Here is a 22,252-nt window from a genome sequence, read left to right on the forward strand (position 1 = left end):
CGTTTAAGACAGGTGCACTGACTTCCGGAGATCGTGCGATTGATTACTGTTCCCATCAGGAATCGGTCCATACAATCCGTTACACTCACACGGGAACCGTTTTGCGCGTTCGACAGAATCATCGATCGCAGCATGAAACCTGGCTCACGCAATTAGGAAGATTCGATCTCATGTCGCTGGAAATCGTGAATCTGAAGAAGAGCTATCGCGAACCGGGAGGCGGCCTGCTTCCGGTGATCAACGTTCCTCATTTCCAACTGGCAGAAGGTGAGCAGGTTGCACTCGTCGGTCGCAGCGGGGGAGGGAAGACGACGCTGCTGAACATAATCTCTGGCATTACACGACCTGATTCGGGATCAGTCATCGTCGGTGGAGTGAATGTGACGGAACTCTCCGAACCAGCCCGAGACCGCTTCCGTGCTGAGCGGATCGGAATCGTCTTTCAAACATTTCACCTACTGCCGGCGTTCTCCGCACTGGAGAATGTCTTGCTTGGGATGGCTTTCGCGGGCAAGCAGAGTCGGGCCCATGCCGTCGAGTTGATGGAACGCGTTGGCCTGAAAGATCGAATGCATCACCGTCCGATGCAATTGTCGGTGGGCGAACAGCAACGCGTCTCGGTTGCCCGGGCCTTGGCGAGCCGACCTCGACTGATGTTGGCCGACGAACCGACTGCAAGTGTCGATGTCGCCAATCAGAAACTGATTTTGGATCTCATCCGTGAAACTTGTGAGGAAAAGAAAGTCACGTTGATGTTAGTCACTCACTCGGAAGAGGTGTCGAGCCAGTTCGATCGAATCGAACAACTCAGCAATTTCAATCAGATTGAGGTGACAGCATGAATCTCATCACCATCGCACTGAAGAGCCTGAAACAGCGTTGGGTTCCGTCTTTTCTCACAGCCCTCAGCGTTGCACTGGGAGTCGCGTTGATGGTGGCAGTGTTGATCCTCAACAATGTCATCACGGAAATGTTTCAGGAATCTGGAAGCGGCTACGATCTGGTCGTCGGCCCCAAAGGGAGCGATCTGCAACTCGTGTTGAGCACGATTTATCGCATGGATCGCCCGATTGAGAATCTCCCGTGGAGGTTTTACGAAGAGCTGAAGGATTACAAAACGGTTGAACATGCAATCCCAATGAATTTGGGCGACACGACGGAAGTCGGCGATTTTCCGATCGTCGGGACGACTCCTCAGTTCTTACTGCTGGAATATGCTCCTGGGAAGAAGTTTCGCATCGGAAATGAAGAACATGGCCTGCGTGGAACATGGGATGCGGTAGTCGGGTCGCAAGTTGCCCAACGCAACGGATGGTCTGCCGGGACCAAGTTCAAGATGATTCATGCTGGGCAGGATGATCACGTTCATGACGAAGAGTTTACCGTCCGCGGAGTTCTCGCTCCGACGGGAACACCCAACGATCGCACGGTTTTCGTGCACATCGATGGGTTCTTCCAGATGTCGGATCACAGCAAACCGGTCCGGGAAGCCATCGAACGTGAAGCGAAGTTCTTCGGTGAAACAGAAGATGAAGTCATTCAAAAGCATAAGAGTGAAATTGAGGAGATTCTGAAGCACGAAAACGAATCCCCCGAAGAGCATGCACATCACGATCATGGTCCGCTCCCGGACATTCAGAAAGAGGTGACCAGCATCCTCCTCGTGATGAAGGGAAATGAGTTACAGCGAGCAAATGCCACAATGTCGATGCAAACGATGTTGAAAGATGGTTTTCAGGCTCAGGGTGCGAATACGGTGCAGGTTATGGCGCGGTTGATGCGCAACCTCGTCGGCAATATTCGCCTCGCGCTTCTCTATCTGACAGCCCTGATCATCATCGTTTCCGGCATCGGCATCTTTGTGAGCATTTACAATTCGATGTCCGATCGACGCCGTGAAATCGCGGTCATGCGAGCACTGGGTGCACGTCGGCAAACGGTCTTTTCGCTGATCCTCGTAGAGTCACTTCTGCTGTGTCTCATTGGAGGAATCGGCGGGCTGATTCTCGGTCACGCCATCGTTTTCGTTGCGGCACCCATCATCGAAGCTCGAAGCGGCTTGTTGATCGATCCACGTGCTTTCACGACAACGGAATTCATCGTGATTCCAATCTTGATTGTCATGGCAACGCTGATTGGAATTCTGCCCGGGTTAACTGCTTATCGAACCGATGTCGCAGAGGGGCTTCAGAACTCCTGACAACAATCGTGGTGAACAAGATTCGAATGAACCACGACACGTGTCGCTCCAGTTTGTCGACTGCCTTCCAAGGGTCGGTCTGGGGACATATGATCCCTTTTTGTTCTTTGAGAAAACTGCAAATTCGAGCGGCATCAATCATGAAGTACCGACTCTTTCTTCTCGCCATCCTGGCGACATTCAGTAGCGTCGTTTCGGCGCAGGATTCTGAAACGAATCAGAAACCGGAACCTGATCGCCAACAGGTTTACAAGACTGTAGACGACGTCGAGTTGTCACTCCACATCTTTGAGCCTGCACCGTCAGATGATCCGCGACCAGCGATCGTCTTTTTCTTTGGCGGTGGGTGGAACGGCGGTTCCCCGTCGCAGTTTTATACACAATGCCGCCATCTGGCTGACCAGGGAGTGGTCGCCATATCTGCGGACTATCGGGTGAAGAGTCGAAATCAATCGACACCGTTTCAATGTGTCCAGGACGGCAAATCGGCCATGCGATGGGTGCGGTCGCACGCTGAAGAGCTAAACATCGATCCCGACCGAATCGCCGCCGGTGGCGGGTCTGCCGGGGGACATGTTGCTGCGGCAGTGGCGACTGTTCCTGAACTCAATGAACCTGGTGAAGACACATCGGTCAGTTGTGTTCCGAACGCGTTGGTGTTGTTCAATCCCGTCTACGACAACGGTCCGGACGGCTATGGATACGAACGCGTTAAAGACCGTTACCTGGAAATTTCTCCCCTGCACAACATTCGAACAGGCATGCCGCCAGCGATCGTTTTTCTCGGGACAGAAGACAAATTGATTCCCGTTTCCACAGCGAAAGCGTTTCAGCAGGCAATGGAAGAGGTTGGGAGTCGCAGTGAGCTGATGCTCTTCGAAGGCGAACCGCACGGATTCTTCAATCAAGGCCGAGGAAACGGTGAAAACTATGAGAAGACCGTCGCTGGGATGGACGAGTTCTTGAAGTCGCTTGGCTATATTGAGTCGGAGTGATTCCCGCACGCCGCACAGAATTGTTCATCCATTTGAATTCGAACCAACTCGAAACAGCCTATCGGCACTGTGAACGTTTGGCCCGCAACAGCGGAAGCAATTTCTACTGCGCGTTCCTCTCTCTGCCGCGGCCAATGTTTCGAGAAATGTGTGTGCTCTACTCGTTCATGCGCGTCACCGATAACATTGGTGACGACGAAACTCTCGAATTAGATCTCCGTCGTCAAAAGCTGCAAGAATGGAGAGCTCAAGTTCACGAGGCGTTCGAAACAGGCACCTCGAGTGAACCGATTCTTTCTGCTCTCACAGATGTCGCTGCACGAAAACAAATCCCCTTGGAGCGATTTCTCGACGTGATCGACGGAGTGGAATCGGACCTTGTTCCGCGACGTTTTCAAACATTCGACGAACTGGAGCACTATTGTTATCAGGTTGCCGGGGCGGTCGGGCTGTGCTGTATCGGGATTTGGGGATACAGCGGTCAAGATGCTGAACAGTTTGCCATCGATTGCGGGACGGCGTTTCAGCTCACTAACATTCTTCGCGACCTCTCCGAAGACTCCGAACGTGGTCGGCTTTATCTTCCAATCGAAGATCTGGAACAGTTTGACTATACGCCAGACGATTTAGTCCAGCAGGCGCAGAATCGTTCCTTCAAACAACTCATGGAATTTGAAGTTGAACGGGCTTGGAGCTATTACCGCAAGGCTCTTCCGCTTCTGGAATGTGTTTCTCCAGACGGACGACGCATTCTGCAGGGATTCTTCGGAACCTACAGCGAGTTGCTTCACGAGATCGAACACCGCAACTACGACGTTTTCTCCGAACGCGTTCGATTGAGTCGCTGGAAAAAATGGTCGGTTGCGATGCGATCTCTGCTCAGCTTGCCGGTGAAGTTTACGATCCCTGAGTTGCAGCAGCCTGCGAATTCACTTTCCACCAGCGATTAATTCGCCGACGAAGACGTTTCACCAGCTCGGGATTGTCTTTGGCCAGATTGTGTTCTTCGTGCGGGTCATCAGCGAGGTTGAAGAGTTCTGTCTTTCCGTCTGTCTCAACCGGTTTGTGTGGAACGATCAGCTTCCAGTCCCCTTCAATAATCCATCGATAGCGAAGGCTGGCCACCGGATCGGTCATGTGGCGGATGTCATGTTCGAGGATTTCGCCGAAGATTGCATCGCGTTCTTCGACAGCCTTTTCATCCAGAAGGTCAATTCCGTCGAGCGACTTTGGAACATCGATCCCGACAGCTGAGAGAACGGTCGGAACGAGATCGATTGAGCTGGCGAGGTGAGTGGTGTCCATCTTCGGAGTGACTTTGTCTCTCCAGCGAATCATGATCGGGGTTCTGATCCCGCCTTCGTACTGAGACCGTTTTGAGCGAGGAGCGTAGGCGCTTCGTTCGGTTTCATTGATCCAGCCGTTGTCGGTCACGTACAGCACGATCGTGTTGTCAGCGACTTTTTTCTCTTCGAGATGATTCAAGAGTTCTCCGCACGTCTCGTCGAACCATTCGCACATCGCCCAGTACTTGGCAACCGGCAGATGAGGCGTTTTGTCGGTGTATTTGTCGAGCAATCGCTTCGGAGGATTGTGTGGTGTGTGGGGCAGAAACGGAGCGTAATAGACGAAAAAAGGAGTCTCACTATCGACAGCTTCGTCGATGTAATTCAGGACCGGCTCCATCCCTTCGCGGCCAATCTTCAGTCCCAGATCGCCATGCCGTCCCCCTTTGGTTCGGTCTCCGTGGGTCATCCCCTGTGTGAATCCACCGCGTGAGAAATGACCTTCCCACCATTTTCCGGACTGGTGAGATGTGTACCCAAGATTCTCGTGAAGGTAATCAGCGAGTGTGGTCTCGTCATCAATGTGTTCGATGTACTGATTTCGAATTGGCAGATAACGAGGATCGGCAGTGATCGTTCGCTTTGATTCGCCTGCAAGTTCCGCTGGAGGAGGCGGATCGTTGCCGACGACACCGTGTTCATGCGGATAACGTCCCGTGACAATTGTCACCAGAGACGGTCGACACAAGCTGTCAGGCACATAGCCACGAGTAAAGGTGCGTGACTCTCGGGCGAGTTTGTCCAGATGAGGAGTTTGAATCGCTTCATGACCCATGAAGCCGTAGTCTCCCCACGCCTGGTCATCAGAAATGATCAGAACAACATTCGGCGGGGCGGACCAGGCTTGAACTGGAAACGCGAAAAGCAGCAGGGAGAGTAAGCCAAGGCAGCGAGGTACTGACATGTACAGTTCCTAGGAACAGGGAGAGTTGGAGAGTGAAAGACGTATCAACGATCGCTTCAGCATAGTTGAGCCGTCAGCTCAATCCAACAGTCCGACGCAGGAGAGCATCCCGGTTGGAAAACGAACCTTCACTCACGGGAGGTCTTCGTCTTCGACCTCTGGCAGAATCCGTGCAGCTTGTTCTTCGACGGCCACAATCCAGAAGATCAGCACGGTGAGAACGGCGCCGACGTCCGCTGCTCGGACGAGTGTTGCGGGATAACCGTCAATCCCGAATGCAACGGTGTGGCTGAACGCCGTCGCCAGTCCCCAAAGAACTGCGAATAGGGCGACCAGCCGGTTCCTCGAACTTAACAGCGCAACCGCGATCGCAACATCAACCGCGCCCACGATTGCCAATAAGTTCTGGGCCTGTTCACTCGCTAGCTCTCTTCCGAAGAAGTTCTGGGCTGTGAGGCTGATCAGGTCGACGAGGTTTCCACCCCGTTGAAATTCATAGAGCGCAAGCAGTCCCTGTCCGATGAACGTCGCTGCAATTGCAAAACGGAGTAACCCGATTGATGACAGGCAGACAGCCAGTCCCGGTTTCACTTTCGGAGGCCAGAAGTCCACCAGAAGCAACGCGGTCGGTAATATGTAGCGGACAGCCTGGATGGCTGGTTCGAGAGCGGAAACTGCACCGGTTCCCGTCACGACGGCAGCGACAGCCATTCCGGTCTGCCAACCTGCGAGCGGAAGCAGAACAAGCCAAATCGGTCGAACGAGAATCAGCAATCCGCTGACGATGAGGACGTAGGCAGTGACGTCGTTCACTTGTTGAATTCGATCGACATCCCAGTTTTTTGCCTGAGCAAGAAGGTTTGTCAGTACATAATCCGAGTGATGATGAATTCTTTGGGCAGCGTATCCCCAGCATTGCAACGCCAACGTCACTCGCAGCGTCGCCTGCACGAGTCGAATTCCTCGTGGTGACGGAGTTTCGAAGGGGTTGTCACTGACAGTCATGCTGTGGCCGCGAGTCCTTTCCGATCATCTGCCTCAAACTGGTGAGCCTTTCAGCAAGCGACGATTTGCCGCGAACGATTCCGTCGTCGATGGTGCAAAGTTCTCCGCCGAGTCTGATCACCAGCCGATCTGGCTGTACATTCGCATAAGTTTCGCTCCCCGCCGTGGGTTCAACTGAGAGATATGTGCGATCCGTCCGCGAAGGTGTTCCGCAAAGTTTACGATCTCTGCACGATTCTGTGATTGCGGGCCATGTTTGATGCAATTGTACAAAATCGCTTTCACCTGATCGAACTCTTTCCGCGAGACGTTCGGTTTCTCGTTGACTACGACTCCCGTCACGGTTTGACGTTGAGAGTTGCGAATCACTTTCAGCTTCCGACGATTCATCGAGAAACGTTCTTCACGGATGATCTTCTTTGTGAGCGGAATGAATTCGTTCAACGCGGGAATCGAAAGACCAGGGCCGGAAAACGTGAGGTCGTCTGCGTACCGCGTGTATCGAATTCGATAGGCATTCGCCATTCCAGCCAGTCGAATGTCGAGGCCGTATGCCGAAAGGTTGGCCAGTGCCGGGGAAGTGGGTGCCCCTTGAGGCAAATGATGAGCGGTGTAAGTCACATATTCGTGGGCAGCGACTGGAGACTTGAGGCTCCACGGCAGGGCAGAGACGCTCAGGCGGGCTAACCACAAACTGACTTCCCGACTGAATCCGAGACTTCGGTAAATTGCGACGACGCGCGAGTACTTCACCGACGGATAGAAGTCTTCGAGATCCATCTTCAAAATGAATTTGCTTCCGGTATGCGGGGTGGCATTCGAAACAATGGACCGCCCCGGCACGAAACCATGAGCGGATGAGTGGGCAGGTACGGAGTCGAGAATCCCGCGAAGAATTTTCGTCTGGACTTCTTTGAGTTTCGACTTGGGGGCTTCAATGAGCCTCCAACCTTCGGAACGCTTCGCGATCCAACTATAGTGATAGTGACTGTCGTGCGCGTCTGTCGGACGATGTCCTTCGCGAAAACGATGTGTCAGCCATGCGAGGGTGCCCGTCGTCACGCCCAACCAGTCGGCGAGATCGTCCGGTGTTTTCAGACGAGGGAGTCCGTAATACTCGAGCCAGCGTTCATCGCTGTCGCGGCTGAGGTCCAGAAACTCGCCAGTTCTGGGGGCAGGGACGGCAAACCGATACGGCTTTTCGGAGACGATCTCGCGATCCGGTGGAGTCGGAACTGTGCTCGGGACATAATCCAAAGCCCGAAGATGCACATCCGGTCGAGGCTCATTGTTGCTGGGCCGCGGCTTCGGCTCTCGTTTTTCGACCGGCTCCGAAGCTTGCGGAGGAGCAGTCTGCGGAGCGGGAGCCTCGACGACAGTTTGTGTGGATTGTGTGGATTCCGCGCGACCGAACCCGAAGATTTTCCGGAGGAAATCGAACCATCCCATGCTTCAATTCAATCCTGCGTGCGGCCGATTCGGATTCTGTGAGTGATCCTTCGAAGACGTATCGAAACGATCAGGTTCTCTAAAGAGGAAAGATGGTCTGTTGGCCGCACAACGCATCCTGTGGCGAAGGTTCTGAACGCAAACTTGCTTGGCGTTGAGAACCTTCATCCATCGAATAGGGAACAACGCTTCTCCCGCGGGGTAACCCCGCAGTGTCCAACGGACAAGGCTTGTGCGACCATCAGACCATCAAAGTTGTATGGGATTATGGTGAGACGAGTTAGAGTGCGTCAACACCGGAGTCAACGTGGACGAATATAGATACGCGAAGTTTTCCGGCTCACCTTGATGATCGTAGTGGACAAAATGTCGCTGTTGTCGTTTTTCAGGTCGACGCGTAGAATGGCCGATAAGGGATTCTGCGGGGCAGACGGAGCCAACCATTTCCCCAAATGGGAACGAACAGGTGCCTTTCATTGAAACAGATCGTCAGATTCTAACGCGGTGTCTCGAACGGGAAGCGGGTGCGTGGGAGGAATTTGTTGATCGTTTTCTGGGAACGTTCGTGCATGTCATCTCTCATACCGCTCACGCTCGAAGTGTCCGGTTAACGCAAGATGACATCGACGATTTGTGCTCCGAAATCTTTCTCACGCTCCTCAAGAACGAATTCGCTGTTCTTCGACACTTTCGCGGAAAGTCTTCGCTCGCTTCTTATCTCGTCGTCGTCTCCCGACGAATCGTTGTCAAATCGCTGGTCAAGAGGAAGCAGCTCGAGGCCATGGGGCATGTGAATGCTCATCAGTCCTCTCTCGATCAGGGCGGAGCAGACCATGTTCAACGGCTCTCCGATTCTGAAGAAGTTCGAGTCTTAATCGCGCAGCTACCATCGTCGGAAGCGAGCATTGTCAGGCTTTACCACATCGACGGAAAAACGTACCGCGAAATCAGCAACGAGTTGGGAATCCCCGAGAATTCCGTCGGGCCAACACTTCACCGGGCACGCGAACGGATGAAACAGCTTAAAGTCGCCAGCGACTCCTGAGTCAGGATTCCTCTGCGGTCATTGTCGACATCACGAACTCGCCGAATCGCATTGCGATACGAAATCGAGGCCGATTTGCTGGCTCCATTCTTTCTGGATCCGGAGTGTCACAGGTCCCGGAATTGACGAAAAACACTCCACCGAATTGACTGCCCGGACCGGGACGAGGCAATACGTCGACGAAGTCACAAATGCTTCATCAGCGTCGGTCAAATCAGCTGGGCTAAGTTCCTCGAATGAGAATTCCAAACCCAAGCGGCCGCAAAGCTCGACGACAACTTGCTGGCTAATGCCGTTCAACGTCTGTTCCTTGGGGGGACTTTTGAGTTGATTATCCCGCACCACAAACAGGTTTCCGCTACTGGTTTCGGTGAGTTTTCCTCCGAGATTCAGTAGCAATGCCACCGCTTGGGGATCGACTTTGCGTGCTGCTTGGTCTGCGAGCATCCAATGCAACCGGCTCCGCATTTTGATGCGAGGATCGAGGCACTCGATCGGGATTTGCCGTCGATCGGGGATCACCAGGTGAATTCCATCTCGATGCCAGCTTCCCCATTTCTTGAGAGGAAGCGGCGCTGAGTAAACACAAACGGTCGGATGACTGCTCGCGATCATCTCGTTGGCATCTCCAATCGCCTGTCCGGCTGTGACAAAGACGACGATTGATAAGTCAGACTCTGTCGGAATCAAGCGGGTATTCGTCTCGGCGATGTGCTGAATGACATCGCCAGTCGAAGAGAGGGACTCTGGAATTGGAAACTCTGCGAGTCGCAGTGATTCTTGCATGCGGAGCAGATGCTCTCGGACGAGATAGGGGACGTGTCTCACAGTCCGCAGGCGTTCCGTGACCGTCGCTCCCTGCATGACTCCGAGGTCATAGATGGGAAGCTTGGCATCTGCGAACGGAATCACTTCTCCGTCGAGGTAGCAGATCGGGGTTTGTCCTTGCATTGGCGAACGAGGGTGAGATACTTGAGCGAGTGAAAATGATGACCCGGAAAGTGTACTCAATTCACCCGTTGATCGGCGATGAGTCCCAAAGAGTTCTCAGGCAACAGCAACTCGCTCAAACGTTGTCCTTTGCAGCTTCAGCACTGATCGCGAATTGAGCTCCAAAACAAATGGTAAAATTGATGACAGTCGTACTTGTCCGCTTTGGCGCAGTTCCTGAAGTTGCCCGGGCTGCCGTTCCGGACTCTCTGTCCGTATCGCGAGGGGACGTTGTCATTCTCCGGACTCATCGCGGTGAGGAAATTGGGACTGCTCTCGAGTTCGTCCGTCCTCCTGTTGAGCCGAATCAGGAGTTTCCCGAGCCGGAATTTGAAGTCATCCGGTTGGCGAACGAAGATGATCAGCAGTCAAAACTTGAATCACAACGTCAAATTGAACAAGAGTTTGCAGACTGGCACCAGCGGATTAGCGACTGGGATCTCGATCTCCAGCTGATTGAAATGGAACGCATTCTCGATAGCGGCAAGCTGGTTCTGTACGTTCTGAATGAGCGAGGTCCGGAGTGTACGAAACTCGCGCTGCAAGCTGCCGCAGCTGGTTTGGGGATCATCGAAGTTCAACCGGTCGGCAGTGATGGCCCAGTAGCATTGCCAGCTCCATCCGGAGGCGGGTGCGGTTCGTGCGGATGTCACTAAATCGTGTCGCGCTCTGTTTCTTGTTTTTTTGCGAGAACCGCTAAAGACGGAATCACCGATCTCATTCAAGGTGACAACGCTCGATGAATTCTCAATTGTCCACCAGTGATTCTGTTCCGGGCAACCAGCAATCCGAGTTGACGGAACGCGATTCCAAGGAACTCATCCCGGCAGACAAGAGTCTGTGGTCGCGATGTCGCGAGGCACTTTCCTGGAGTGCGTCGTTCATCCTGATTTTGATGGTCAAGCTTTATCAGGTGACGCTGGGGCCGTTTCTGGGTGGGCGGTGTCGCTTCTATCCCTCTTGCAGCAACTATTTTATCCAAGCTGTTCGAAAACACGGACCAATCAAAGGGGCGTGGAAAGGGTTGTATCGATTATGTCGATGCCATCCCTTCTGCGAAGGCGGATACGACCCCCCTTAACCCTCGGCATGAATTGCTCATATAATCGGTACAGTCGCTGTCAGGAACGTCGAAGAAGAATCACTCTGTGAAACTCCGGGACTTCTGTCTCCACATTTGTCAGCGAATGCCGAAACTGAAACAACTGGCAGAAGATATGTTGACCTGAGAGTTCGTGTTTTGAATTCGAGATGAACTCGTGAGAATTTTCCCTTGCGAGCGGACTGTCGAATCAAGAGACTTATATTTGAGTTTTCAGACAGCACATCCTTTGTCGATCATGTCCATACAATTTGCCGACACGCGGTTTGAAGAGACCACGGACGACTGAGATTTCTTCTCCTCTTCTTTCCATTCTCGAATTTTTGGTTCCTGATGTTCCGAGAATTGTCGAGGATGATTCGCGTCAGTCTCTCAACGTTGGATTCACTCCAGAATGACCTCGTTCAGCAAAATCCTTGCAGTTTTTGTGACAGTCGCCAGTCTGGGATTTGTCGGATTTGCCATCGCAGCAACTTTCGGCGGACCGGACTGGTCGGGTGTGATGTCCGAAAAGTATTTCGATGCCTACGAGATCACGCGTTCGCCCAGTGCAGACCGTGCCTGGCAGGCTGTTCGCGGAAGTGATCAAGGTCAAGTCGCCAGCTCAAAAGTGCTGCCGGAAGTTTTGACCAAGATCATGGACGAAGTCTATCAGAAGCAGCAGCAGGAATTGCAGAACCTTCAACAGCGGGAACCTGCTCTTCGCGAGAAGATCGCTGCACTGCAGAAATTGAATGAAATGGATGACGCAGCTCTGACTGCTTATGTAGATCAGCTGCGAGCTCGACTGACAGCCATCAACGCCGAATTCGACGAGTTGTCGAACAAAGTGACGGGGATGTCTGTTGATTCGAGCAAATTAGAAACTCAAGTTCAGGCCCGACGCGACGACGTGGTTCGGCTTGGGCAGCAGGTCAGGGAAGTTGAAGCGGACATGTTCCGCCTGCGGGAAGTGCTCGGACAGCTCCGAGATACCGATTATCAGTTGCAGGAGCAGCTTGATCGGGCGAAAGAACGTCAAAAACTATTGGAAGAATACAATCCGGCTCCGGTCAACTAATTGAACCAGAGTTCGGTGTCAGTGAAGCTTTCCACGATCACGCTGGAGTTCGTTCATGTCATACGTCGGTAAAATCCTTGTCGTTGTGCAAGTGGTTCTCAGCATCCTGTTTATGGCCTTCGCCGGTGCTGTCTATTCCATGCATCAGAACTGGAAGGGGCAGTATGAAGCAGTTCAATCTGAACTCGCTCTACAGCGTCAGTCGACAACGGATGCTCAGGGACAGTTAACGGTTGCCAAGACCGAATTCGAAACTCAACTGACAGCCGCTGAAGAACGGGCTGGCCGTCTCGCTGCCCAGCAGCAGGCGATGGAAATGCAGATCAAGAATCTGACAGAAGAAAGTAACCGTCGTGAAGCTCTGAGAGCTGAGCAGACTGGTCTCGCCGAAGCGAAAGCTGCCGAAGCACGATTCCGCCAGCAAGAAGCTGAGAAGCAACGCATCGAGAACGAAAAACTCCGCGTCGCACTCGACAAGTCCGTCGCTGACAATCGTGATCTTCGAGACGAAAAATTCACTCTCGAAACAAACCTCGCTGAGTTGAAGACCAACTACAACCGACAGCTGGAAAAAGTTGGATACCTCGAACGAGTTGTCGCTGCCAACGGTTTGGAAACTGATCCAGACGTTGTCGAAAAGCTGAAACTTCCACCGCCACCAGTTGAAGGACTCGTCCGCGATGTTCGTAAGAATCGCGCCAACCGAGTGCAATACGTTTCGATGTCGATCGGTTCAGACGATGGCCTCATCGTCGGACATGAACTGGATGTCGTTCGATTGAAATCCGACGAAGCGAATTCCGAATGGCTCGGCCGCGTTCGAGTCGTCGATGTCGCTCCAGACAGTGCAGTGGGCGAAGTCGTTCTCCCTGCGAAGAACGGGATTATTCAGAAAGGCGACAACGTCACCTCTCGCCTCGGAACTTAAGTCTGCGAAGACTGAGTGATCATTGAAATATTCGGGGACGCTTCTCAGTTCCCTTTTGACAAACCCACAACGTGACAGACATTCTCAGCATCTCAGCGAGAGCGAATCGCTGGGAGTCAGACAGGGAGAGAAACTATGGCGAAAGAAGATCCAGCACCAGATGTCTATGTTGGCCTGCTGTTCGTGGCAGTCGCTTCGCTCATCACGGGATGTATTTTCCTCGTGCTTGAGCTCAACAGCTACGGCTGGCAGTTCAACTAATCGGGCAGTGTTCACCTGCAAGTGAATTTGCGGCGATTTCAATAAACGTCCGGAGCGAATGTAAACTTCGCTGCGGACGTTTTCTTTACGTTACGGCTTCTCTTCAATTCCGCAAGCACACACCATCGCTCCGCAGCCCGGACAGCCGTTTCCGTACTTCTCACGAACGGCATCCTGCAGGTCAATATTGGCGACATTGGCAATCGTCGCGAGCCAGGCCAGCACGTCGGCAAACTCACGGGCGATCTCTTCTTGCGTTCCTTCGCGGAGCGCTCCGGCCAGTTCGCCGACCTCCTCTAGAAGCCACATGAACGTGCCATCAATCCCTCGTTGCTCATCTTTCGATGAATACATCACTTGAATGAGGTCTTGAAGTTCTCGAAGAGTCATTGGCGAATCGCTGTTGGAGATGGGGTGTTGGAAACGGGAGTTGGAGCGGGCATTAAGAAGCAGTGCGAAGTCAAACGCGACTAGAACATTTTCTGATTGAGTTTGCACTTTCTCGCACGAGCAAGCTCAGCGTTTTGTCTGATGAAACATCGCAAGCGAGTGAGCTGGAAAGAGCAACTTGCTCTAGAATTCGGCGTTCTTTGGAGTTCGTGGAAACGGGATCACGTCGCGGATGTTCTGCATCCCCGTGAGTAGGAGGATCGCTCTTTCGAGACCGAGGCCGAATCCGCTATGCGGCACCGAACCAAAGCGTCGCAGGTCGAGATACCACCAATATTCTTCCGCGTCGAGCCCACATTCAACGAGCCGTTTTTCGAGAACGTCGAGGCGGTGTTCACGCTGACTGCCGCCGATAATTTCCCCGACTCGCGGAACGAGAACGTCCATCGCCCGCACGGTTTTTTCATCTTCATTGCAGTACATGTAGAACGGCTTGATCGTCCGGGGATAGTCGTAGACGATCAACGGTTGTCCGAAGTGTTCCTCTGTCAGCCAACGTTCATGTTCTGCCTGCAGGTTGGTTCCCCATGACACGGGGTATTCCCAGTCTTTTCCGGAAGCAAGCAGAAGATCGACAGCTTCAGTGTACGAGATCCTTCGGAAGTCGTTGTCGAGGATATTCCGAAGCGTGGTCATGATCTCATTGTCGATTCGTTCGTTGAAGAACGCCATGTCTTCAGCACACTCGTCGACGCACTTCTGCACCAGTGTTTTGATGAACTCCTCAGCGAGTTGCATATTGTCTTCGAGTTCGAAGAACGGAACCTCTGGTTCGATCATCCAGAACTCAGACAGATGCCGCGTCGTGTTGGAGTTCTCTGCTCGAAACGTCGGGCTGAATGTATAAACAGGGCCGACAGAGCAAGCGTAGATCTCCGCTTCGAGCTGACCGGAAACCGTGAGTGACGCCTTCTTTCCGAAGAAGTCTTCGCTGTAGTCTCCCTTCGAACTGGCAATCTGATCCAGCGTGGTGACCGTGAACATTTCCCCGGCGCCTTCACAGTCACTGGTCGTGATGATCGGCGTGTGAACGTAAAGGAATCCGCGATCCTGGAAGAAGTCGTGGATTGTTCTGCACACGCAATTGCGAACCCGGGCGATGGCACCGAAGGTGTTCGTTCGAGGTCGCAGATGGGCGATTTCACGAAGATACTCGAAGCTGTGACGTTTCTTCTGAAGCGGATAGGTGTCACCGTCAGCTTTGCCGAGAAGCGTGAATTCGCTCGCGTGCAGTTCAACGCGCTGCTTCGAACCGGGTGACTCTTTGAGTTCTCCACGAACCTCAATGCTGGCGCCGGTCCCTGCTTCCTTAATGTGCTCCTCGTAACCGGGCACGCTGGCGTCGATCACGATTTGCAGGTTGGACATGCACGACCCGTCGTTCAGTTCGATGAACGAAAAGCCGTTCTTCGAATCACGTCGGGTTCTCACCCAACCTGAAGCAACGACTTGTGATCCAGGGTCGATCTCGTACAGTAAACTGGCAATGCGGTGGGATGGACGCGCCATTGATTCAGGACCTTCCTCCATGGGGATGAATGCCGGTATCCTATTCAATACAAGCGATTCAGTCACCAAACTCTTGAGTGGATACTTGACTGCTTTGTCTGTTTTTTCCTTCCGTTCGCGTCTTCGTTGTCGCGAACACCACCTTCCCCGCAATCTGGTTTGGAAAATTCCATGTCTCAAGCTGTTTCTCGTCGAGAGCAATTTCCGAGATGGACTTCGCGAACTCGTACGAACAAGCAAAACAAAAGCCCTGACAAACAGCCCAAACCGCGACACAGGCAGGTGTCACGATCGTTGCTTGCTGGAAGTATCTTGCTCCTTCTGTTCAGCGGATCGATTCTGCACGGACAGAACGTTGAGAAATCGAGGGATCAATACAAAGACGATCTCGCGGGAAACGAGGACGTCGAGCGTGTGATTCGATCTTTCGAAGGTCGCGGCGAAGTTGGAGATGACAGCCAGCCGACACCAGCCACCGTCGCTGTCGAGCAGTTTCAGTTGGATGAAGGGCTCGCGATTGATCTTGTCGCATCCGAACCAGAGATTGAGCAGCCACTCTCGCTTCACTTTGATGACCGCGGAAGACTGTGGGTTGTGGAATATCGACAGTATCCATTCCCCGAAGGGCTCAAGGTCATCCGCTACGACCAGCATCTGCGGGCCGTCTTCGACAAAGTCCCAGCTGCGCCTCCGAACCACGTTCGAGGCCGCGATCGCATTTCTCTTCTTGAAGATAGCGATGCCGATGGAGTTTACGACTCGCATCGCGTGGTGATCGACGGACTCAACATCGCCTCGTCAGTGTTGACAGGACATGGTGGAATTTGGGTGCTGAATCCCCCCTATCTCTTGTTTTATCCGGATGCCGATGGAGATGCCGTTCCCGATGGTGATCCGGTTGTGCATCTTTCCGGGTTTGGTTTGGAAGATACACACTCCGTCGCCAACAGTTTGAATTGGGGACCGGACGGGTGGATCTACGCAGCGAATGGATCGACGACGACAGGCAAAGTGACTTCCAGAGCAGGGTCAAACGTGCAGTGGGAAGGCCAGAATATCTGGCGATACAATCCCAAGACTCAGGTCTTCGAGATCTATGCGGAAGGGGGCGGAAACACCTTCTCGACAGAAATTGACTCGGTCGGTCGAGTCTTTTCCGGCACCAATCACGGCAATACGCGCGGCATGTATTATCCGCAGGGCTCTTATGGAACCAAGAACTGGGGTAAGCATGGGCCACTGACGAATCCGTTTGCATTCGGGTTCTTTCAGCACATGGGCCATGAGGGCGACCGGGATCGTTTTGCGCAGACGTTTGTGATTTATGAAGGAGGAACACTTCCGGAGCGGTTCAACGGTCAGGTCATTGCAGCGAATGCGTTGCACAATCGCGTGTGGGCCAGCGAGCTGATTTCCGAGGGATCGACTTATCGAACAGTCGATCTCCCTGAAGTTGCCACAACTGATGACCGATGGTTTCGGCCGGTGGATCTTAAGGTTGGCCCTGACGGAGCGGTGTATGTCGCAGACTGGTACGACACTCGTCTGACACATGTTGATCCTCGCGACAACTGGCACAAATCGAGCGGAAGAATTTATCGCATTCGAGCTGCCGACTCATCAGACAGTGATCCGAAATGGGATCTCTCACAGCTTTCGAATATGGAATTGATCGAGCACTTCGATCATCCCAACAAATTCATTAAGCAGACAGCGGTTCGAGTCTTGGGCGAACGGTTGTTCTTCACCGGCAGTGAACTTGATCAAAGCGACACGATTGATCAACTGAAAGACCTTGCTTTCAGCTCTGCTCCGGGAGCACTTGAGGCACTCTGGGCTTTGAACTGGGCAGGCGAATTTGATGAAGCTTGGGGGCGCGAGCTTCTGAGTCACGAGAACCCGCATATCCGTCGTTGGGTGATTCGACTACTCGGGGATCAACGAAAGGTTGCGCCCTCAACAGCGAAAACGCTCGAGGAACTTTCGGCCACGGAACCGTATATCCAGGTTCGGTCACAACTCGCTTCTTCCGCGAGACGATTCGAAACAGCTATCGCTCTGCCGCTCATCGAAAATCTTCTGAAGAACGAAGACGACAGACTCGACCCGCACATGCCTCTTATGTTGTGGTGGGCAATTGAAGGTCACACGGGAACAGTCCCATTAAATGATTCCCCGCAGGTCGGTGTATTGTTAACGCCCTCGGATGCGCGATCACCACGGGATCAGATCTTCGACTGGCTGAGTGATTCGTCGCTTTGGGAGCTTCAAATCGTCCGGGAGACAATTCTGCCGCGTCTCATGAAACGATTTGCTCTGAGTCAGTACGCCATTCTCGACGAAGAAACAGAAGCTTCCGGGCTCGCTGACTGCGAGCGTTTGCTCGCGCTTGCTCCAGGTTCTGAAACCAGAGGCATCCTCCTCGCGAGTTTTCTGGAGTCATACCAAGGGCGAGACCTAACTGAGATTCCGAATCAGCTACGGCAACAGATTCTGGAACATCAACAACTCGTCGGAAAATCAGATCTGCTGCTCAATCTGAGGCTGGGAGAAAAGCAGGCTCTCGATCAAGCATTGAATGCGGTCGAGTCCAGTCAGACGGACAGCAGTCTTCGCCTCGCGTTGATTAAAGAGTTCGGAGAAGGTCGACACCCCGAGTCGGTCGCTGTCCTCCTCAAACTTTTGAGAGGTTCGTACGGAAGCACGATCAAGAACGCTGCGATGAATTCGCTGATGTCCTTTCCTGATCCACGCATCGGAACAACAATCTGTCAGCTTTACCACTCGGCTCTTCCCGACGAACATGGAATTCGCGAGACAGCCCACCGAGTCCTTGCCAGCCGACCGGGTTGGAGTGAGCAACTCTTGGCGGAAGTCGATGCTTTTCGCATTCCAGCGGAAGCCATCGGGTTTGATGTGGTCAATCAGATGCGTCTGCATGCCAACCCTGAAGTGGATCGATTGATTCAAAAGCACTGGGGGCGAGTACGATCAACTCCCGAAGAAAAACTGGGTGAAATCGAGCGGTTGAAGTCGTTGCTGACCAAATCAAACGACCAGGAGGGGAGTTTGGCGAAGGGTAAGGCTCTCTTCGCGAAGCACTGCGGAGTTTGCCATAAAATCTTTGATGAGGGAGGAGTCATCGGTCCCAACCTGACCGGCTACGAGCGAGACAATCTCGATTTCATGCTGTTGGCGATTGTCGATCCCTCGGCGGGAATCCGCGAGGAGTTCACACAATATCAGATTGCGACGGTGGATGGCCGCATTCTGACCGGGTTAATTGAAGACCAGACACCAGCGACGGTTGTGATGCGACACGCGGACAATTCGTTGACCGAAGTCTCTCGAGAATCGATCCAAGTCCTGCAGGCGATCGCAACGTCCATCATGCCTGACGGTGTCACGAAACAGCTGTCAGATGAGGATTTGATCGATCTGTTCGCATTTCTATCGCAGCCAACACCGGTTCGCCCGACACGCTGAAGGCTGTGAATCGACCGGAATCTCAATGAATCGGTTCGGATAGTTGGTTCGAAACCACGAAACTTGAATCGAATGAGAGTCTCATTCGCGACTGTTGATAAGATCACAATCGGAGAGAGAAGTGTCTCAATCGGGCCTCGTCTGGCTTTGATCCTTTGAAACAGACGAAAAAAGATGTATCATGAACGATGCAAATTGTTAAGAAGTCTGGTTGGGGAATCGGCTTCTCAGCAGTTCGCGTAATGCAAATTGGTTCGTGATCCAGGACGGAAGTGGGAATTTTCGTAACGACTGGACTCGATTTTAGATTCGTGCACTGATGATCCGTGGTGATGATTTGTGTTGCAGTCATTAGGTCTGCAATTCAACCTCGCACAACGTCGGTCCATGCGTTGATCGCAGCGATGTTGTGCAATCAGGACGTGATAATCATGTTTTCGCAGGTGTCGAATGGACCTGTTGCTGCCGAATTTTGACGTCAACCAACCAACCTGGTTCTATCTTTCTCTGCTGTTGATCGTAGCTGTCTACTTCAGATTTATGCGTGTGTTCTCGCTGCGTAATCTGGATTTGGCACTGCTGCTGTCAGCTTCGCCCGGATTGTTGTTCGTGGCAGCAGAGAGTGATGTGACCCAGACGTTGGGGCATGTCTGGTTGTTCGTTGTGGCATGTACTTTTCTGGTGCGAATGCTCGTCGATCCGCTTCTGGGTCGCCGACCGTACCTTGGGCAGAACCTGAACACGCATGGTCTGGCCTTTCTTTGTTTCTCGGTCTTCGCATTCTTGATGACGCAAGCGATTACGTCGTCGTTGCCGAGGACGACCGAAGTCACGATTGAGAGAGCAGAGAAGCTTGTCAGCAGGACAGCTACGGACCCAAGCGAAGATGCAGCACAGCAAGTCGCGAGTGGACCTGCAACTGCGGTTCTCGCAACGATCGCGCTGATCTTCGAAGACTTTGGGCCTCCGTTTCTGGCGATTCTCGCCCACGCGGCAGTCATCACTGGGTTGTGGTTTGTGGGCCGGAATTTATTCGGCGACAAGAGTATCGGAGTCGCGATGGCGACGCTGTATTTGTTGTTGCCGTGTACCGCTTACAACGTCGGCGAGTTCAATCACGTTCTCCCGGCCGCTTTGATCACCTGGGCATTTGTTGCTTTTCGCAAACCGATCGTATCAGGGGTCTTGCTCGGCCTTGCTTGCGGAACACTTGTATTTCCGCTCTTCCTGCTTCCGATTTGGGCAGCATTTTACGGGCGAAAAGGGGCTCCAAAGTTCGTCATGGCATTGACGGGTGTGGCGGTCGTGTTGCTCTTGAGCCTGGCTCTGACATCGATCGACTCGGAATCCTTCTTTCAGAAAACGATTGGGACGATCAACGTTCCGTTGGCGGTTCTTTCACAGAGCGAGTTTTCCTCCGGATTCTGGAAGGAAGCGAACTATGTATCGCCTTATCGATGGCCTGTGATGGCACTGTATTTCATCATGGTGACACTGATGACGCTCTTCCCCGGACGTAGAAATGTCGAGGTGCTGCTTGCACAATCTGCGGCTGCTGTGATCGGAACTCAGCTTTGGTACACGCAGCAGGGGGGCGTCTACCTGCTGTGGTATGTCCCGCTGCTGCTGATGGTGATCTTTCGCCCAAGATTACCGCATCTCCAGTTCACTCAGGACTTGGACGACGAACAATTGTCTGTCTCGAAGAGCACTGTTCGACCGACTCACAATACGAGCAACACGCAAACAAGCCGTCGGCTTCAGTTGTTCCGTTAGATCTCTTTCGAAGTCTCTTTGACGACGTGTTCTCGACGTTAGCGCCGCCGCTTGATCGCATACAATCGCGGTGCATTACTGCTCGAGTCGATTAGCGGTTCGTAAAGTGATTCGAATTCGTCCGACTCACAGCGTGTCTGAATGAGTTCTTCAACACGAATCGCTTCGTCGAGTCCTCCGGGGTGTCCGACATAAGCAGTCACAGTCAGGACTCCATTCGGTTTTAAGAGCAGAGTCGCTGCCCGAATTGCGACACTCGACGAGTCCGCTGTTGTTGTTCGGGTTTTGTCTCCGCCCGGCAAGTACCCAAGGTTAAACATGACGGCGGATGCGATCTGCGCAGCCTCTTCAGCAATGCGAGGTAGCAACGTCGCATGGCTTTCGAGGACGAGATCGACGTTCTCTTTGTCGTGTTGCTGAAGTAATTTGTGAGTGGAGTCCAGCGCTTCTTGTTGGACGTCGCACGCAATCACCCGGCCGATCGAACCGACAAGCTCGCTGAGAAAAAGTGTGTCGTGGCCGTTCCCGGCAGTGGCATCAATGGCCAGATCACCAGTTCGAACGACATCTCGAAGGAGCGAGTGAGCAAGTTCGGTCAGTTGTACCATCTCGAGAGTGAAACCTTTCCGGGAACGGGTGTTTGATGCAGCATTTGTGCGACGAGCGCTTGCGCAAGCCGAGGAGCAGTCAGCGATCCCTTCGATCCCAGCCCGTTCAAGACTCCCACGTTCGGCAAGTGCGGATGGATTCCAACAACTGGTTGAAAGTCATGCATGGTCGGGCGAACAGCTGCCATGTGCCCGACGACTCTCGTCTCTGGAACAAAGAACTCGCTAAGACGATCGAGCAACCATTGCCGTCCTTCACGGGTTGGGACATCGCTCAGGTCGCTCCACTTATAGGTTGCGCCGACGCGAATCGAGTCTTCTCGCTGTGAGGCGATCCAGATTCCCCGATGAATCACTTCGGGCAAATTGTGTGAAGTCAGTTCGAGGTCCAAAACCTCTCCTTTCGCGGGATTGAATTGAATCGATGAGAGAAACTCCGCAGGAGATGAGACAAATCCTGTGCAGTAAATGATCCAGCGAGAGGACAATTCGAACTCCGGAAATTCGACACGTCCCTGCTGAATTGTCAACGGGGCTTGCAGGTCGAGATCAGCTGAAACCAGACGGCCGGAATTTTGAAGCCAGTCCCGAGACAGGGTGAGGTATTCGGAGACGTTCAGTTTCCCACCCGACATTTCGAATCCGCCGTAAAAATCACGGATTAGAGTCGGATCATGAGCGGCGGGTTTGCAGTCAATGGACTCGTCCAGTCGACCTTCAGCTTTCGAGTGGAAAACGCCTGCTTCCTCATCGGAGCGGAAGAGACGCGTCATTCGAACATTGTGGAAAAGTCGCTCTGCATTGATGCGTTGTTCAATGGAACGATAAAACGTCGAGGCAACTTCCCAGTCGACATCCCAATCCGGCTGAAACGCAAAGCGGCGGCCAGTGATGGGAGTCATCAGCCCGGCAGCAACTTCGGAGGCCGAAGTCCGGGTTTTTCGGTCGAGAACAACGAAATCCAGGCCAGCATCGAGAAGCGTCCACGCCAGCGTCGTTCCGGCGAGCCCCTGACCAACGATAATTGCGTCGACTTGCTGCATGAGGTTGTGAGGATTAGCCGCCGGAAATCTGCTCAGCGGGGGAAGTCTTCAGAAATTCCTGACGATCGATTTGCCGTGAAGGCACCTGTTGGATA

General features: G+C 53.1%; 20 protein-coding genes. 12 read left to right on the forward strand and 8 right to left on the reverse strand.

What is annotated here, in order from left to right; translation table 11 throughout:
- Positions 1-170: 170 nt before the first annotated feature.
- The 4 genes from AB1L42_RS06930 (at position 171) to AB1L42_RS06945 (ending at position 4,145) form a co-directional block, all read left to right on the forward strand.
- The gene (locus AB1L42_RS06930) at positions 171-842 is read left to right on the forward strand and encodes an ABC transporter ATP-binding protein (RefSeq protein ID WP_367052810.1); all 672 of its coding nucleotides are present in this window, start codon (positions 171-173) and stop codon (positions 840-842) included.
- On the forward strand, positions 839-2,200 hold the full coding sequence (locus AB1L42_RS06935) for an ABC transporter permease (RefSeq protein ID WP_367052812.1): 1,362 nt from the start codon (positions 839-841) through the stop codon (positions 2,198-2,200). The genes AB1L42_RS06930 and AB1L42_RS06935 overlap by 4 nt, the downstream gene beginning before the upstream one ends.
- A gap of 140 nt (positions 2,201-2,340) precedes the next feature.
- Complete coding sequence (locus tag AB1L42_RS06940; RefSeq protein ID WP_367052814.1) at positions 2,341-3,195, forward strand: alpha/beta hydrolase fold domain-containing protein; 855 nt, start codon at positions 2,341-2,343, stop codon at positions 3,193-3,195.
- Positions 3,192-4,145 carry a phytoene/squalene synthase family protein gene (locus tag AB1L42_RS06945; protein ID WP_367052815.1) on the forward strand — a complete coding sequence of 318 codons (954 nt, stop codon included), beginning with the start codon at positions 3,192-3,194 and terminating at the stop codon, positions 4,143-4,145. Before AB1L42_RS06940 ends, AB1L42_RS06945 begins: the two co-directional genes overlap by 4 nt.
- On the opposite strand, the gene AB1L42_RS06950 is transcribed toward AB1L42_RS06945, so the two are convergent.
- The 3 genes from AB1L42_RS06950 to AB1L42_RS06960 form a co-directional block, all read right to left on the reverse strand.
- Complete coding sequence (locus AB1L42_RS06950) at positions 4,093-5,445, reverse strand: sulfatase (RefSeq protein ID WP_367052816.1); 1,353 nt, start codon at positions 5,443-5,445, stop codon at positions 4,093-4,095. The genes AB1L42_RS06945 and AB1L42_RS06950 overlap by 53 nt on opposite strands.
- A gap of 132 nt (positions 5,446-5,577) precedes the next feature.
- Positions 5,578-6,450, reverse strand: coding sequence for a hypothetical protein (locus AB1L42_RS06955; protein WP_367052818.1), 873 nt, complete (start codon positions 6,448-6,450; stop codon positions 5,578-5,580).
- Between the two features lie 117 nt (positions 6,451-6,567).
- Positions 6,568-7,899 (reverse strand): reverse transcriptase domain-containing protein, encoded by a 1,332-nt coding sequence (locus AB1L42_RS06960; protein WP_367052820.1) that lies wholly within the window; start codon positions 7,897-7,899, stop codon positions 6,568-6,570.
- Positions 7,900-8,365: 466 nt separating this feature from the next.
- On the opposite strand from AB1L42_RS06960, the gene AB1L42_RS06965 reads away from it, so the two are divergent.
- Positions 8,366-8,944 carry a sigma-70 family RNA polymerase sigma factor gene (locus AB1L42_RS06965; RefSeq protein WP_367052822.1) on the forward strand — a complete coding sequence of 193 codons (579 nt, stop codon included), beginning with the start codon at positions 8,366-8,368 and terminating at the stop codon, positions 8,942-8,944.
- Between the two features lie 30 nt (positions 8,945-8,974).
- Here AB1L42_RS06965 and AB1L42_RS06970 read toward each other — a convergent pair whose 3' ends face one another.
- Positions 8,975-9,895, reverse strand: a complete 921-nt coding sequence (locus tag AB1L42_RS06970) for an aminotransferase class IV (protein ID WP_367052824.1) — start codon at positions 9,893-9,895, stop codon at positions 8,975-8,977.
- 182 nt (positions 9,896-10,077) lie between these two features.
- Between AB1L42_RS06970 and AB1L42_RS06975 the strand changes: the two genes are divergently transcribed.
- The 5 genes from AB1L42_RS06975 (at position 10,078) to AB1L42_RS06995 (ending at position 13,285) form a co-directional block, all read left to right on the forward strand.
- Complete coding sequence (locus AB1L42_RS06975) at positions 10,078-10,590, forward strand: hypothetical protein (RefSeq protein WP_367052826.1); 513 nt, start codon at positions 10,078-10,080, stop codon at positions 10,588-10,590.
- An 83-nt stretch (positions 10,591-10,673) separates the two neighbouring features.
- The gene (gene yidD / locus AB1L42_RS06980; RefSeq protein WP_367052828.1) at positions 10,674-11,015 is read left to right on the forward strand and encodes a membrane protein insertion efficiency factor YidD; all 342 of its coding nucleotides are present in this window, start codon (positions 10,674-10,676) and stop codon (positions 11,013-11,015) included.
- 415 nt (positions 11,016-11,430) lie between these two features.
- Positions 11,431-12,096 (forward strand): hypothetical protein, encoded by a 666-nt coding sequence (locus tag AB1L42_RS06985; protein ID WP_367052830.1) that lies wholly within the window; start codon positions 11,431-11,433, stop codon positions 12,094-12,096.
- 55 nt (positions 12,097-12,151) lie between these two features.
- Positions 12,152-13,024: a hypothetical protein gene (locus AB1L42_RS06990; protein WP_367052832.1), complete on the forward strand. Its 873-nt coding sequence runs from the start codon at positions 12,152-12,154 to the stop codon at positions 13,022-13,024.
- Between the two features lie 135 nt (positions 13,025-13,159).
- Positions 13,160-13,285 (forward strand): hypothetical protein, encoded by a 126-nt coding sequence (locus AB1L42_RS06995; protein WP_367052834.1) that lies wholly within the window; start codon positions 13,160-13,162, stop codon positions 13,283-13,285.
- A 90-nt stretch (positions 13,286-13,375) separates the two neighbouring features.
- On the opposite strand, the gene AB1L42_RS07000 is transcribed toward AB1L42_RS06995, so the two are convergent.
- Together AB1L42_RS07000 and asnS are read right to left on the reverse strand one after the other, a co-directional pair.
- The gene (locus tag AB1L42_RS07000; protein WP_367052836.1) at positions 13,376-13,675 is read right to left on the reverse strand and encodes a MazG nucleotide pyrophosphohydrolase domain-containing protein; all 300 of its coding nucleotides are present in this window, start codon (positions 13,673-13,675) and stop codon (positions 13,376-13,378) included.
- Between the two features lie 183 nt (positions 13,676-13,858).
- Positions 13,859-15,244 carry an asparagine--tRNA ligase gene (gene asnS, locus AB1L42_RS07005; protein ID WP_367052838.1) on the reverse strand — a complete coding sequence of 462 codons (1,386 nt, stop codon included), beginning with the start codon at positions 15,242-15,244 and terminating at the stop codon, positions 13,859-13,861.
- Positions 15,245-15,526: 282 nt separating this feature from the next.
- Here asnS and AB1L42_RS07010 point away from each other — a divergent pair, with 282 nt between their 5' ends.
- Together AB1L42_RS07010 and AB1L42_RS07015 are read left to right on the forward strand one after the other, a co-directional pair.
- Positions 15,527-18,730, forward strand: coding sequence for a PVC-type heme-binding CxxCH protein (locus AB1L42_RS07010; RefSeq protein ID WP_367052841.1), 3,204 nt, complete (start codon positions 15,527-15,529; stop codon positions 18,728-18,730).
- 450 nt (positions 18,731-19,180) lie between these two features.
- Positions 19,181-20,506 carry a hypothetical protein gene (locus AB1L42_RS07015; protein WP_367052843.1) on the forward strand — a complete coding sequence of 442 codons (1,326 nt, stop codon included), beginning with the start codon at positions 19,181-19,183 and terminating at the stop codon, positions 20,504-20,506.
- A gap of 38 nt (positions 20,507-20,544) precedes the next feature.
- On the opposite strand, the gene AB1L42_RS07020 is transcribed toward AB1L42_RS07015, so the two are convergent.
- The gene (locus tag AB1L42_RS07020; RefSeq protein WP_367052845.1) at positions 20,545-21,114 is read right to left on the reverse strand and encodes a class I SAM-dependent methyltransferase; all 570 of its coding nucleotides are present in this window, start codon (positions 21,112-21,114) and stop codon (positions 20,545-20,547) included.
- Positions 21,102-22,157 carry an FAD-binding oxidoreductase gene (locus tag AB1L42_RS07025; protein ID WP_367052847.1) on the reverse strand — a complete coding sequence of 352 codons (1,056 nt, stop codon included), beginning with the start codon at positions 22,155-22,157 and terminating at the stop codon, positions 21,102-21,104. Before AB1L42_RS07025 ends, AB1L42_RS07020 begins: the two co-directional genes overlap by 13 nt.
- Positions 22,158-22,252: the final 95 nt, after the last annotated feature.

This window comes from Thalassoglobus sp. JC818, assembly GCF_040717535.1.
GTDB lineage: Bacteria > Planctomycetota > Planctomycetia > Planctomycetales > Planctomycetaceae > Thalassoglobus.

What these genes read in the sequence shown, in the direction of transcription:
- AB1L42_RS06960 (WP_367052820.1), bottom strand. Translation starts at nt 7,899, where the DNA reads ATGGGATGGTTCGATTTCCTCCGGAAAATCTTCGGGTTCGGTCGCGCG.
- AB1L42_RS07015 (WP_367052843.1), top strand. Translation starts at nt 19,181, where the DNA reads ATGGACCTGTTGCTGCCGAATTTTGACGTCAACCAACCAACCTGGTTC.
- AB1L42_RS06975 (WP_367052826.1), top strand. Translation starts at nt 10,078, where the DNA reads ATGACAGTCGTACTTGTCCGCTTTGGCGCAGTTCCTGAAGTTGCCCGG.
- asnS (WP_367052838.1), bottom strand. Translation starts at nt 15,244, where the DNA reads ATGGCGCGTCCATCCCACCGCATTGCCAGTTTACTGTACGAGATCGAC.
- AB1L42_RS07000 (WP_367052836.1), bottom strand. Translation starts at nt 13,675, where the DNA reads ATGACTCTTCGAGAACTTCAAGACCTCATTCAAGTGATGTATTCATCG.
- yidD (WP_367052828.1), top strand. Translation starts at nt 10,674, where the DNA reads ATGAATTCTCAATTGTCCACCAGTGATTCTGTTCCGGGCAACCAGCAA.
- AB1L42_RS06970 (WP_367052824.1), bottom strand. Translation starts at nt 9,895, where the DNA reads ATGCAAGGACAAACCCCGATCTGCTACCTCGACGGAGAAGTGATTCCG.
- AB1L42_RS06930 (WP_367052810.1), top strand. Translation starts at nt 171, where the DNA reads ATGTCGCTGGAAATCGTGAATCTGAAGAAGAGCTATCGCGAACCGGGA.
- AB1L42_RS06940 (WP_367052814.1), top strand. Translation starts at nt 2,341, where the DNA reads ATGAAGTACCGACTCTTTCTTCTCGCCATCCTGGCGACATTCAGTAGC.
- AB1L42_RS07020 (WP_367052845.1), bottom strand. Translation starts at nt 21,114, where the DNA reads ATGGTACAACTGACCGAACTTGCTCACTCGCTCCTTCGAGATGTCGTT.
- AB1L42_RS07025 (WP_367052847.1), bottom strand. Translation starts at nt 22,157, where the DNA reads ATGCAGCAAGTCGACGCAATTATCGTTGGTCAGGGGCTCGCCGGAACG.
- AB1L42_RS06990 (WP_367052832.1), top strand. Translation starts at nt 12,152, where the DNA reads ATGTCATACGTCGGTAAAATCCTTGTCGTTGTGCAAGTGGTTCTCAGC.
- AB1L42_RS06935 (WP_367052812.1), top strand. Translation starts at nt 839, where the DNA reads ATGAATCTCATCACCATCGCACTGAAGAGCCTGAAACAGCGTTGGGTT.
- AB1L42_RS06995 (WP_367052834.1), top strand. Translation starts at nt 13,160, where the DNA reads ATGGCGAAAGAAGATCCAGCACCAGATGTCTATGTTGGCCTGCTGTTC.
- AB1L42_RS06950 (WP_367052816.1), bottom strand. Translation starts at nt 5,445, where the DNA reads ATGTCAGTACCTCGCTGCCTTGGCTTACTCTCCCTGCTGCTTTTCGCG.
- AB1L42_RS06955 (WP_367052818.1), bottom strand. Translation starts at nt 6,450, where the DNA reads ATGACTGTCAGTGACAACCCCTTCGAAACTCCGTCACCACGAGGAATT.
- AB1L42_RS06985 (WP_367052830.1), top strand. Translation starts at nt 11,431, where the DNA reads ATGACCTCGTTCAGCAAAATCCTTGCAGTTTTTGTGACAGTCGCCAGT.